The organism is Streptomyces nymphaeiformis, from assembly GCF_014203895.1.
Taxonomy (GTDB): domain Bacteria; phylum Actinomycetota; class Actinomycetes; order Streptomycetales; family Streptomycetaceae; genus Streptomyces; species Streptomyces nymphaeiformis.
Window position 1 is genome coordinate 1 of the sequence record NZ_JACHJY010000006.1, and the last position, 11849, is coordinate 11849.

The 11849-nt window shown below is 72.7% G+C and carries 11 protein-coding genes; 1 reads left to right on the forward strand and 10 read right to left on the reverse strand.

The window, feature by feature from the left end:
* Nucleotides 1-136 precede the first annotated feature (136 nt).
* The 5 genes from GGE06_RS20570 to GGE06_RS20590 form a co-directional block, all read right to left on the reverse strand.
* Nucleotides 137-310, reverse strand: coding sequence for a hypothetical protein (locus GGE06_RS20570; RefSeq protein ID WP_181924519.1), 174 nt, complete (start codon nt 308-310; stop codon nt 137-139).
* A gap of 89 nt (nt 311-399) precedes the next feature.
* Nucleotides 400-2652 carry a hypothetical protein gene (locus GGE06_RS20575; RefSeq protein ID WP_184931436.1) on the reverse strand — a complete coding sequence of 751 codons (2253 nt, stop codon included), beginning with the start codon at nt 2650-2652 and terminating at the stop codon, nt 400-402.
* 176 nt (nt 2653-2828) lie between these two features.
* Nucleotides 2829-3224 (reverse strand): DUF6113 family protein, encoded by a 396-nt coding sequence (locus GGE06_RS20580; RefSeq protein WP_376773568.1) that lies wholly within the window; start codon nt 3222-3224, stop codon nt 2829-2831.
* The gene (gene mshB, locus GGE06_RS20585) at nt 3221-4111 is read right to left on the reverse strand and encodes an N-acetyl-1-D-myo-inositol-2-amino-2-deoxy-alpha-D-glucopyranoside deacetylase (protein WP_116159022.1); all 891 of its coding nucleotides are present in this window, start codon (nt 4109-4111) and stop codon (nt 3221-3223) included. The genes GGE06_RS20580 and mshB overlap by 4 nt, the downstream gene beginning before the upstream one ends.
* Nucleotides 4112-4146: 35 nt before the next feature.
* Nucleotides 4147-4341 (reverse strand): hypothetical protein, encoded by a 195-nt coding sequence (locus GGE06_RS20590; RefSeq protein ID WP_015035959.1) that lies wholly within the window; start codon nt 4339-4341, stop codon nt 4147-4149.
* A gap of 177 nt (nt 4342-4518) precedes the next feature.
* Here GGE06_RS20590 and GGE06_RS20595 point away from each other — a divergent pair, with 177 nt between their 5' ends.
* The gene (locus tag GGE06_RS20595; RefSeq protein WP_116159023.1) at nt 4519-6687 is read left to right on the forward strand and encodes a S9 family peptidase; all 2169 of its coding nucleotides are present in this window, start codon (nt 4519-4521) and stop codon (nt 6685-6687) included.
* A gap of 1 nt (nt 6688) precedes the next feature.
* Here the strand turns inward: GGE06_RS20595 and GGE06_RS20600 are convergent, their stop codons facing one another.
* The 5 genes from GGE06_RS20600 to GGE06_RS20620 form a co-directional block, all read right to left on the reverse strand.
* Entirely contained in the window at nt 6689-7627 is a 939-nt protein-coding gene (locus GGE06_RS20600) for a hypothetical protein (RefSeq protein ID WP_246532675.1), read from the reverse strand.
* Nucleotides 7628-7804: 177 nt separating this feature from the next.
* The gene (locus GGE06_RS20605) at nt 7805-8911 is read right to left on the reverse strand and encodes an ABC transporter ATP-binding protein (RefSeq protein WP_184931437.1); all 1107 of its coding nucleotides are present in this window, start codon (nt 8909-8911) and stop codon (nt 7805-7807) included.
* The gene (locus GGE06_RS20610; protein ID WP_116159026.1) at nt 8904-9887 is read right to left on the reverse strand and encodes an ABC transporter ATP-binding protein; all 984 of its coding nucleotides are present in this window, start codon (nt 9885-9887) and stop codon (nt 8904-8906) included. The genes GGE06_RS20605 and GGE06_RS20610 overlap by 8 nt, the downstream gene beginning before the upstream one ends.
* Before the next feature lie 6 nt (nt 9888-9893).
* Complete coding sequence (locus GGE06_RS20615; protein WP_116159027.1) at nt 9894-10913, reverse strand: ABC transporter permease; 1020 nt, start codon at nt 10911-10913, stop codon at nt 9894-9896.
* Complete coding sequence (locus tag GGE06_RS20620; RefSeq protein ID WP_116159028.1) at nt 10906-11829, reverse strand: ABC transporter permease; 924 nt, start codon at nt 11827-11829, stop codon at nt 10906-10908. The genes GGE06_RS20615 and GGE06_RS20620 overlap by 8 nt, the downstream gene beginning before the upstream one ends.
* Nucleotides 11830-11849 lie beyond the last annotated feature (20 nt).

Consider the following 11849-nt stretch of genomic DNA (forward strand, 5'->3'; position numbering starts at 1 on the left):
AGGGTGGCCGAAGGCCATCGCGCAGCGACGCCGTAGGCGCCCTTGACGCGCCGCCGGAAGGAGCGACTCTCGGAAAGAGGGCGGTCCCACCAGAAACCCACGAAGCACCCCCACCCCGAGAACCCCACCCGCGCCCCTAGCAGCCTCCCGCCACCGTCGGCTTCAGGTCGTGGATCGTGGAGTGCAGCTGGACGTCGCCCGACAGGCCGTGGTGTTCGATCATGAGGGCCTGTCGCGAGCGGGCCCGCTCGCGTGCCGCGCGTACGACCTCCTCCCGGTCGGAGTGGTCGTGCTCCGTTCCGTTCTCCACCCTGCCTCCTCGCGCAGAACGTACCTCCCCCTGCGCGCGAGCCCCCGTCCCGGGGTGGGACGGGGGCTCGCGGGCCGGAGCGGGGGCTGTCAGCCCTCGCCCGTGAGGTTGATCGTCTTCGTGCGTTCCGCCAGGGTCTTGCCCATCAGGGCGTCGCGCATCACGAAGGCCACGTCGTCGGCGGAGACCTGGTGCTTCGTGCCGTCGCCCTTGGTGATCATGACGCCGTCGAAGGCGCCGTCGAGGAGCCGTTCGATCGCCTTCTTGTCGTAGACCTCGACCAGCCGGCCGTCGACGGCCTTCATGGAGAGGATCTGCGGCAGCGAGCGCGCCGGGCCGAAGTCGATGTGCCTGCCGCCCGCCTGGATCCTGATCAGACCCGACATCGCGGGCGTCGCGAACTCCTCCATCGCCCGGTCCAGCTCGGCCTTCGTGACCGTCGGACGGCGGGTGGTGACCGGCAGCTCGACCAGCTTGTTCTGGCCGGTCTCCACCTGGGCGCGGAAGGCGTCCTGGACGGAGATCATCGAGCGCTGGACGTCCAGGCTCTTCCCCGGCTTGCCCTCGACCGGCGTCACCTTGTTCGGGGCGAACAGGATCGTGCCCTCCGTCGCCGACGCGGACGTGCCCGCCAGGTCGGTCAGCGCGACCGCGAGCTTCTCCTTGTCGACCGGGAACACCGGCTTCGCGACCCGCTCGCCGCCGAAGAGGGAGCCGATCACCGAGACCGGGTTGTAGTCGCTGCCCGCCGCCGCACGGACGGTCTCCTGGCTGTCGAGCGCCAGGCCCGCCTTGTCCGGGGCCAGCTGGACCTGCTTGCCGCCGACGCCGAGCTGCAGCGGGGTCGTGGCCCGCTTGCCGAGCACCGCGTCCAGCTTCTCGACGGCCTCCTCCTTCGTACCGCCGCCGATGTCCACCCCGAGCACCGTCGTGCCCTTCGGGACCTCGGAGTGGTTGAGGAGCAGTCCGGCGCCGTACGCGACTCCGGCGAGGCCCAGGACGCCGACGGCGGCGAGGACCAGCTTCGACCGGCCCTTCTTCGCCGGCGCGCGGTCGGCCGCGGGCGTCTGGCGCGGCGCCGGCGCGGGGGCCGGGGTCGCGCGCTCCTCGATGCGCGGGGTCAGGTTCGGGCGGGCCGCCGTCGGCGGGACCACCGGGATGCCGCTGGTGAGCGTGTCGCCGGAGACGTGGGCGCCCTGTCCGTCGTCGCCCTGCCCGGGCCTCGGCGCCGGTGCGGGCGCCTGCGGCGTCAGGATCGCGGTGTCGTCGGACATGCGGGGTGCGCCGCCGCCCGCGAACGGGGAGCCCGCGCCCTGACCTCCGCCGAAGGGGCGGGGGGCGGTGGCGGGGCCGCCGCCGAGGGAGGCGGTGCCGGTGACCGGGCCCGTGGTGGGGCCGGTCGGAGCCGCCGGGGAACCGGTCGGGGAACCACCGACTGTTCCCGGAGCACCCGGGCCGCGCTGCCCAGCGGGGCCGCCCTGGCCGCGTCGGCCCGCCGGACCGCCCGGACCGCCCGGACCGCGGAACGCGGGCGTGCCCGCGGCCGGGGTGCCGGGGTGCCGGGGCGTACCGGCGGCGGGCGTGCCGTCGTACATCGGGGTGCCCGCGGCCGGGGTCCCGTCGTAGGCCGGGGTACCGCCCGCAGGCGTGCCGTCGTACATCGGGGTGCCCGCGGCCGGCGTGCCGTCGTACATCGGGGTGCCCGCGGCCGGCGTGCCGTTCTCGTAGAGCGGGTTGGCCGGCGGGGTCTGGGTGGTCGCCGTGACCGGGCGGCTCGACGGGGTCGTGCCGACCGTCGGGACGCCCGAGGTCGCCGAGCCCGCGAAGCCCGTGCCCTGGGCGTCCGCTCCGGCGGGCGCCGGGGCGGGCTTGGCCGTCGGCGTGGGCGCGGGGGCCGGCGTGGGCGCGGGGGCCGGTGCGGGGGACGCCTTGCGCGGGGCGAACCAGTCGCTCGTCTCCTTCGCCTTCGGCGGCTCCGGGGCGGCCTCCTCGGCCGCGCGCGGAGGCTCGGGGGCGGCGACGGCCACCGGCTCCGGCTCGGGCTCCGCGACGGGCTCCGGGTCCGGGGCGGTCGTCTCGCTGACCGGCTTGCGGACCACGACCGGCGGAATCGGACGCGAACCCGGGATGTTGATCCGGATCCGGGTCGTCAGCGTCGTCTCGGTCTTGGGCTCCTCGGGCGGTGCGGGCGCGGCGGCGGCCTCCGGCGCGTCCTGCGTGGGGTGGAGCGACGGATACTGGCGGGATCCGTACGGCGGTGTACCCGAGGGGTACGCGGCTCCCCCGCGCCCCTGGGCGCCGGAGGACGAACTGTCAGTCTCTCGACCAGTTTCACGACTCAAAGCAGGATCTCCCGGTTGGCTCCACCGCCCGCTCTTGCTGATGCTCGTGTTGACCCGGGCGGTTCGGCGGCGCGCACCACCATACTGAACGCCGCCGACTCATACCCGACCCCCGGGCACGGGACGACGGGCAATCCGGCCGAAGTCAGGGCGTCCCCGGCGTCAAGTCGTCCTGTTCACGGGGTCGGTCGCGGCAGCCGGGGCATAGTGGCGCACATCACAGCGATCGCCATGCCTCCGAAGAGGAAGATCAGCTCGCCGGTGCCTCCGCCGAACACCCCGTCGCCCTCGGGGCGTCCCACGCTGAGCAGGATGACGGCGACGAGCCAGCCGCCGGCGGCGGAGGCGACGCCGATCTGGGTGCCGGTGGCGCGCAGCCCTCCGTAGAAGAGGCCGGTGGTGGCGAGGAGCGCGAGGAGCAAGCCGCCGGGGAACCAGGCGGCTTGGACGAGGGATCCGGCGAGGCCGACGAGGACGCCGAGGACGAACAGGGCGCCGTACCAGACGTATCGAGCGGCCGGGGAGGGCATCGGGGACGGGGCCGGGGCCGGGGTCTGCTTCACCGCGCTCATTCCGTCACCCCCGCGAAGAGGTCCGTCTCGCGCTCGCCCTCGGGGGCGCCGGAGGTGCCGTGGACCAGTTCGTAGTACTCGGTGGTGAAGATCGGCTGGCCGAGGTCGTTGGAGAGGGCGAAGAAGGGACCGTCGACGGCGACTTGGGTGGCGTGCGCGGCCATCGCGGCGGTCTTGCGGGCCGTGTACGCGGGGTCGGCGGCGATCTCGGCGGTGATCCGGTCCTCGTCGACGACGCCGGGGACGTCGTCGATCGCGGCGACGGCCGGGAAGGCGGAGCCCTCGGCGTGGAGCCGGGCGAAGGCGGCCTCGGCGACGGGGCGCGGGACGCGGTTCCAGTAGATCTTGGCGATCGTGTGGGCCGGGCCGAGGTCGGGGCGGTACGAGGCGTCCGCCGCGAGTTCGGCGGCGCGGGTGGCGACCCGGTGGGCCTGGATGTGGTCGGGGTGGCCGTAACCGCCGTCGGGGTCGTAGGTGATCAGGACCTGCGGGCGGGTCTCGCGGATCACCTCGACGAGGTGGGGCGCGGCGGTGTCGACGTCGGTGCTCCAGAAGGCGCCCGGGCGCTTGTTCTGTTCGGCGCCCATCATCCCGGAGTCGCGGAAGCGTCCGGGGCCGCCGAGGAAGCGGTGGTCGGTGACGCCCAGCTCGGTCATCGCGGCGGCGAGTTCGCCGACGCGGTGGGGGCCGAGCCGGTCCTCCCGGTCGGGGGCCAGGTGGGCGAGGTCGGGCGGGATGACCTCGCCCTCCTCGCCGAGGGTGCAGGTGACGAGGGTGACGAGGGCGCCCTCGGCCGCGTACCTGGCCATGGTGGCGCCGTTGTTGATCGACTCGTCGTCCGGGTGCGCGTGCACGAGCAGCAGACGGCGGGCGGGGAGATCGGACATGCCCCCCACCCTACGAGGTCAGGCAGGCCCCCAGGTCAGAACTTGAGGCCGCCGATCATGCCCGCCACGTTCGTGGTGAGGGTGCTGATGGACGGGGCGATGGAGGAGCTCGCCAGGTAGAAGCCCAGGAGCGCGCAGACCGCCGCATGTCCAGCCTTCAGCCCGGATTTCCGGATCAGCAGGAAGACGACGATCGCCAGCAGCACCACCACGGAGATCGAGAGTGCCACGGCGGTTCACCTCCACCTTCGGTCGGATATTCGAGCGGTTCGGTCGATCAGCATGTGCCAGAGGGCATGCCAGTCCGATGCATACCCACCTAGCGCTACGGATCATAACTATCCGTGCGGCCGCATCGATCGGCGGACGGAGGCACGAGGGGGGCGCACGGCGCTAGTTTCAGCCGTATGACCTTGTCTTCGCAGCAGTCGGCCACACCCTCGGCCGGGCTCTCCTTCCCCCGCCAGCACGCCCGGACCCAGCGGTTCACCCTGGGGGTCCCGCGCGGTTTCTCGGTCTCGCCGGACGGGGAGCGCGTGGTGTTCGTCAGATCCGGTTCCGGGACGGACCGTTCCCATCGGCTCTGGGTGCTCGACCTGCCCCGGGACGGTGAGCCCGGGGAGCGCGTGGCCGCCGATCCGGTGGCGCTGCTCGCGGGCGCGGAGGAGGAGTTGTCGCCGCAGGAGCGGGCGCGCCGGGAGCGGAGCCGGGAGGGCTCGGCGGGGATCGTGGCGTACGCGGTGGACGGGGCCGTGGAGTTGGCGGCGTTCGCGCTGTCGGGGCGGCTGTTCGCGGCGGAGCTGCGGGCGGGGACGGCGCGGGAGCTTGCGGTGCCGGGGCCGGTGATCGACCCGCGTCCGTCGCCGGACGGGCGGTCCGTGGCGTACGTGGCGGAGGGCGCCCTGCGGGTGGTGGGCGCGGACGGTTCGGGCGACCGCGCGCTGGCCGTCCCGGAGGACGAGCACGTGTCCTACGGATTGGCCGAATTCATCGCCTCGGAGGAGATGGGTCGGGAGCGCGGGTACTGGTGGTCGCCCGACTCGGACCGGCTGCTCGTGGCGCGGGCGGACGACCGGGCGGTGGGGCGCTGGTGGATCGCGGACCCGGCGCACCCGGAGCGGGAGCCGCAGCGGGTGGCGTACCCGGCGGCGGGGACGGCCAACGCGGAGGTGCGGCTGTTCGTCCTCGGCCTCGACGGGTCCCGTACGGAGGTGGTGTGGGACCGGGAGCGGTATCCGTACCTGGCGCGGGTGCACTGGTCGGCGGCGGGGGCGCCGCTGCTGCTCGTGCAGGCGCGGGACCAGCGGGAGCAGCTGTTCCTGACGGTGGACCCGGAGTCGGGGAAGACGGCCGGGGTGCGGACGGAGGCGGACCCGGTGTGGCTGGAGCTGCCCCAGGGGGCTCCGGCGTGGGGGCCGGGCGGCGGGCTCGTCCGGGTCACGGACGAGGGCGGGGCGCGGGTCCTCGCGGTCGGCGAGGAGGCGTGGACGGACGCGGGGCTGCACGTCCGGTCGGTGCTCGACGTCGGGGCGGACGACGTCCTGGTGTCGGCGTCGGCGGGTGAGGCGGCGGCGGAGCCGGAGACCGGCGAGATCCACGTGTACCGGGTGGCCGGCGGGGGCGCGGAGGGGCTGACGCGGCTTTCGGAGGGCGCCGGTGTGCACGGCGCGGTGCGCTCGGGGGCGGTGACCGTCCTGGTGTCGGCGCGGCCGGAGGCGCCGGGGAGCGTGGCGCGGGTGCTGCGGGACGGCGAGCAGGTCGCGGTGGTGGCCTCGTACGCCCAGCGGCCGGTGATCTCCGCTCGGGTGCGGCTGACGGAGGCGGGGGCGCGGCGGATCCCGTGCGCGGTGCTGCTGCCCTCGGGGTACGAGGAGGGGGACGGGCCGCTGCCGGTCCTGATGGATCCGTACGGCGGTCCGCACGGGCAGCGGGTGCTCGCCGCGCACAATCCGCATCTGACCTCGCAGTGGTTCGCCGACCAGGGCTTCGCGGTGGTCGTGGCGGACGGGCGGGGCATGCCGGGCCGCTCCCCGGCCTGGGAGAAGTCGGTCGCGCGGGACTTCGGGGTGACGCTCGACGACCAGGTGGACGCGCTCCTGGGGCTCGCCGGGAGCTTCCCGTTCGATCTGGAGCGGGTGGCGATCCGGGGCTGGTCGTACGGCGGTTATCTGGCGGCGCGGGCGGTGCTGCAGCGGCCCGACGTGTTCCGGGCGGCCGTGGTCGGGGCGCCGGTGACGGACTGGCGGCTGTACGACACGCACTACACGGAGCGGTACCTGGGCACCCCGCAGGACGATCCGGAGGTGTACGCGGCGCAGTCGCTGCTGACCGACGACGGCCTGTCGGCGCCGGAGGAGCCGGCCCGGCCGATGATGGTCGTGCACGGTCTCGCCGACGACAACGTGGTGGTGGGGCACGCGCTGCGGCTCTCGTCGGCGCTGCTCGCGGCGGGCCGGCCGCACGAGGTGCTGCCGCTGTCCGGGGTGACGCACATGACGCCTCAGGAGCAGGTGGCGGAGAACCTGCTGCTGCTCCAGGTGGAGTTCCTGAAGCGGTCCCTCGGCGTCATGAGCTGAGTCACCAGCCGGGCGGTGTCGGGTGGGGCGGGGCCGGGGACCGCGCCCCGGCCGCCGGGTGGGGTGCGGGCGCGGCGTCGGGGGCGCCGCGCCCGGCCAGGAGCACGAGGACCGCGAGTCCTGCGAGCAGTTCGAAGACGGAGGTGAGGACGTCCGTCGCGTCCAGGGTGGTGAGGTCGCCGAGCCGGACGAGGGTCCCGTAGCGGGCGGCTCGGGCGACCCCGCCGAGGCCGCCGGCCGTCAGGAGCACGGCGGCGAGGAGCCCGAAGGCCCGGGAGTGGCGGGCCCGGGCGAAGCAGGACACGGCGGCTGTGCCGTACAGGGCGGCGGCGATCAGGGACAGCCAGCCGGGCGGGGGCGCGAGGGCGGGCTTGACGACGGAGCGGCCGCCGGTGAAGCGGTCGAAGGTGGTCTCCAGGGGCAGTTCACCGGCCCAGTACAGCTCCCAGAGGGTCAGGAAGAGGGCGGCGGCCGCGAGGAGGATCCCGGCGGCGACGGCGGGGCCGGTGCGGGGGCGGGTGGGCCGCTGCTCGTACGGGGCGTCCGCCGGGCGGCGGCCGACGGCCGCGGTGAGGACGAGTCCGGTGGCGAGGGCCAGTTCGAGGAGGGCGGTGACGAGGGCTCCGCTGCCGGCCGCCCAGAGCCCGGGGAGGCGCAGGGCGAGGGTGGCGGCGCCGGCGGCGGCGAGGGCGGAGGCCGCGTGCCGGGAGCGGAGGGCGGCGAGGGCGGTGGCGGCGTAGGCCGCGAGGAGCGCGGGGTCGAGCAGGGAGGTGGTGGACCGCCCCCGTATCAGGAAGTGGTGGTCCCCGGCCCAGTACCAGGCGAGGTCGGCGGGCGAGCCGAGCGAGGCGAGGTCCTGGAGGATCCACACGGCGGCGATGAGGGCGAGCGCGGCGCAGAGCGCGGCGCCCGTGAGACGTGCCGGGCGTGTCACAGTCACGGGCCCGATACTCACGGTCGCGAACGACCGAAACAAGCGGTTCCGCATGAACAGTGGAATGCGGCCGGCCGGGGCGATGTGTGCGCCCCGGCCGGTTTCACGGCACCCGCACGGCCGTACGGGATCCAACATCCAATATCCGTATATCGGATCCAAGTCCGTTGAGTTGCCCGCGCGTTACGGCTCCTGAGGCTCCTCCGGCACGGCCGGCCCCTCCGGCTTCTCCGGCCCCACCGGCCCCACCGGCTCCTCGGGCTCCTCCGGTGGGACGACCTGCTTCTCCTCCGCGAAGTGGCAGGCGGAGTCGTGCTTGGCCGGGGTGTCCGTGAGGCGGAAGACGGCCGGGACGGCGAGGAGCGGGACCTCCAGGGTGCAGCGTTCCTGGGCCTTCCAGCAGCGGGTGCGGAAGCGGCAGCCGGAGGGGATGTTGGCCGGGGAGGGGACGTCTCCGGAGAGGAGGATCCGCTCGCGGTGGGCGCGCGCCTCGGGGTCGGGGACGGGCACGGCGGAGAGCAGCGCCTGGGTGTAGGGGTGGGTGGGGTGGTCGTAGATCTGGGCGTCGGTGCCGATCTCGACGATCCGGCCGAGGTACATGACGCCGACGCGGTCGGAGATGTGCCGGACGATCGACAGGTCGTGGGCGATGAAGACGTACGAGAGGGAGAACTCGGTCTGGAGGGTGTCGAGGAGGTTGACGACCTGGGCCTGGACGGAGACGTCGAGCGCGGAGACCGGCTCGTCCGCGACGATGATCTCGGGCTGGAGGGCGAGGCCGCGGGCGATGCCGATGCGCTGGCGCTGGCCGCCGGAGAACTGGTGCGGATAGCGGTTGATGTACTCGGGGTTGAGGCCGACGACGTCCAGGAGGTCCTGGACCTTGCGGCGCCGGTCGCCCTTGGGGGCGACCTCGGGGTGGATCTCGTACGGCTCGCCGATGATGTCGCCGACGGTCATGCGGGGGTTGAGCGAGGTGTACGGGTCCTGGAAGACCATCTGGATGTTGCGGCGGACGGACTTGAGGGCCCGCGGGGAGAGCTTGGTGATGTCCTCGCCCTTGTACCGGATGGTTCCGGAGGTGGGCCGTTCCAGGTTGACCAGCATCTTGGCGACGGTGGACTTGCCGCAGCCGGACTCGCCGACGATGCCGAGGGTCTCGCCGGCCGCGAGGTCGAAGTCGACGCCGTCGACGGCCCTGACGGAGCCGACCTGCTTCTTGAAGAGGATGCCCTTGGTCAGTGGGTAGTGCTTGTGGAGGTCCCGGACTTCGAGAATCGCCTCAGCCATGGAGGCACTCCTTCCAGAAGTGGCAGGCGCTGGCGCGCGGCACCGGGGACTCGGTCACGTCGTACAGCGGGGGCTCGTCGGTCCGGCAGACGTCCTGGGCCATGGGGCAGCGCGGGTTGAAGGAGCAGCCGGGCGGGATGGCGAGCAGGTTGGGCGGGAGGCCCTTGATCGCGTAGAGCTCCTGGCCCTTCTGGTCGAGGCGCGGGATGGAGTCGAGCAGACCCCGGGTGTAGGGGTGGGCGGGGGCCTTGTAGATCTCGTGGACGGGGGCCTGTTCGACGATCTTCCCGGCGTACATGACGGCGATCTTGTCGGCGACGTCGGCGACGACGCCGAGGTCGTGGGTGATGAGGATGAGGCCCATGTTGAGCTCGCGCTGGAGCTCGGCGAGGAGGTCCATGACCTGGGCCTGGACGGTGACGTCGAGGGCGGTGGTGGGCTCGTCGGCGATGATCAGTTCGGGTTCGAGGGCGAGCGCCATCGCGATCATGATGCGCTGGCGCATGCCGCCGGAGAACTGGTGGGGGTACTGGCCGACGCGTTCCTTGGCGGCGGGGATGCGGACCCGGTCCATCAGCTCGACGGCCTTGGCCCTGGAGTCCTTGCGCGACATCCCCTTGTGGACCTGGAACATCTCGCCGAGCTGGTCGCCGACGCTGATGACGGGGTTGAGGGAGGACAGCGCGTCCTGGAAGATCATCGCCATCTTGGCGCCGCGGACCTTGCGCCGCTCCTCCTCCTTGAGCTTCAGGAGGTCCTGGCCCTGGAAGAGGATCTCGCCGGCGCTGATCTTGCCGGGCGGGATGTCGAGGATGCCCATGACGGCCTGGGCGGTGACGGACTTGCCGGAGCCGGACTCGCCGAGGACGGCGAGGGTCTCCCCCGCGTCGACGGAGTAGTTGACGCCGTTGACCGCCTTGGCCACCCCGTCCCGGGTGTGGAACTCCACGTGCAGGTCGCGCACTTCGAGCAGCATGGGTCCCTACCTCAGCTTCGGGTCGAGGGCGTCGCGCACCGCGTCGCCGAGCATGATGAACGCGAGCACGGTGATGGCGAGCGCGCCGGCCGGCCAGAGCAGCATGTGGGGCGCGTTGCGGATGTACGGCGACGCCGAGGAGATGTCGATGCCCCAGGAGACGGTCGGCGGCTTCAGGCCGACGCCGAGGTACGACAGGGTCGCTTCGAGCGAGATGTACGTGCCGAGGGCGATGGTGGCGACGACGATCACCGGGGCGATGGCGTTCGGCGTGATGTGCCGGAGCATCATCCGGGAGCTGGAGGCGCCGAGCGCGCGGGCGGCCTGGACGTAGTCGTTCTGTTTGGCGGTGATGACCGAGCCGCGTGCGATGCGGGAGATCTGCGGCCAGCCGAGCAGCACCATGAAGCCGATGACGGGCCAGACGGTGGTGCTGGTGACGACGGACAGGAGCACGAGGCCGCCGAGGACGACGGGGATGGCGAAGAAGACGTCGGTGAGCCGGGAGAGGATGCCGTCCCAGGTGCCGCCGAAGAAGCCGGCGAGGCCACCGAGGAAGCCGCCGAGGAGGGCGACGCCGAGGGTGGCGAGGACGCCGACGGTCACGGACGTCCGGGCGCCGTAGACGGTGCGGGTGTAGACGTCGCAGCCCTGGCCGTTGAAGCCGAAGGGGTGGCCGGGCTGGGAGCCTTCCTGCGCCTTGGAGAGGTCGCAGTCGAGCGGGTCTCCGGAGGCGATCAGCTGGGGCCAGATCGAGATGATCACCAGGAAGAGGATGACGAGCGCGGAGATGATGAAGATCGGGTTGCGGCGCAGGTCGTGCCAGGCGTCGGACCAGAGGGAGCGGGGCTTCTTGTCGGCGCCGGCGTCGGGGCCGGTGTCGGGGCCGTTCTCGAGGTTCTTCTCCAGGGTCTCGGCCTCCTGCGTGCCGAGGTCGGCCGCGCCCCCCGCGCCGGTCGAGGCGATCGCCCGCCCCTCTTCTCCGTAGGACTCGAGGGGCTCGAAGGGCTCAAGGGGCTCAGGCATAGCGAATCCTCGGGTCAAGGACGGCGTACAGGAGGTCGACCAGGAGGTTGGCCAGCAGGAACACCAGGACGAGGATGGTCACGAAGCCGACGACGGTCTGGGTGTTCTGGCGGACGATGCCCTGGTAGAGCTGGTAGCCGACGCCGTGGATGTTGAAGATCCGTTCGGTGACGATGGCGCCGCCCATGAGGGCGCCGATGTCGGCGCCGATGAAGGTCACCACGGGGATGAGGCTGTTGCGCAGCAGGTGGCGGGTGACGACCCGGCGGCGGGGCAGGCCCTTGGCGACGGCGGTGCGGACGTAGTCGGCGCGCTTGTTCTCGGCGATGGAGGTCCGGGTGAGCCGGGTGACGTACGCGAGCGAGACGGACGCGAGGACGAGGCCGGGGACGATCAGTTCGTTGAAGGGTGCGTCGGGCGAGACGGCCGGTGAGATCCAGCCCCATTCGACGCCGAGGAGCAGCTGGAGCAGCAGACCGGTGACGAAGGTCGGGACGGAGAGGACGACCAGGGTCAGCAGCAGCACCGAGGTGTCGACGGGGTGGCCGCGCTTGAGGCCGGTGACGACGCCCAGGGTGATGCCGATGACGATCTCGAAGAGGATCGCGACGATGGTGAGCCGGATGGTGACCGGGAAGGCGTTGGCCATCAGCTCGGTGACGGGCTGGCCGTTGAAGGCGGTGCCGAAGTCCCCGGTGAAGACGTTGCCCATGTAGGTCAGGTATTGCTGCCAGACCGGCTTGTCGAGGCCGTACTCCTTCTGCAGCTGGGCGGTGGTCGCCGGGTCGCAGGCCCGGTCGCCGCAGAGGCCGGCGATGGGGTCGCCCATCACGTTCACCATCAGGAAGATCAACAGCGTGGCGCCGAAGAAGACCGGGATCATCTGCAGCAGCCGCCGGATCACGTATCGACCCACGGAGGCCTCCAGGAAGGGTG

Bases quoted from the DNA above. Each gene is read 5' to 3' on its own strand.
- GGE06_RS20580 (WP_376773568.1), bottom strand. From the start codon at position 3,224: ATGAGCGCGGTGAAGCAGACCCCGGCCCCGGCCCCGTCCCCGATGCCC.
- mshB (WP_116159022.1), bottom strand. From the start codon at position 4,111: ATGTCCGATCTCCCCGCCCGCCGTCTGCTGCTCGTGCACGCGCACCCG.
- GGE06_RS20595 (WP_116159023.1), top strand. From the start codon at position 4,519: ATGACCTTGTCTTCGCAGCAGTCGGCCACACCCTCGGCCGGGCTCTCC.
- GGE06_RS20605 (WP_184931437.1), bottom strand. From the start codon at position 8,911: ATGGCTGAGGCGATTCTCGAAGTCCGGGACCTCCACAAGCACTACCCA.
- GGE06_RS20610 (WP_116159026.1), bottom strand. From the start codon at position 9,887: ATGCTGCTCGAAGTGCGCGACCTGCACGTGGAGTTCCACACCCGGGAC.
- GGE06_RS20615 (WP_116159027.1), bottom strand. From the start codon at position 10,913: ATGCCTGAGCCCCTTGAGCCCTTCGAGCCCCTCGAGTCCTACGGAGAA.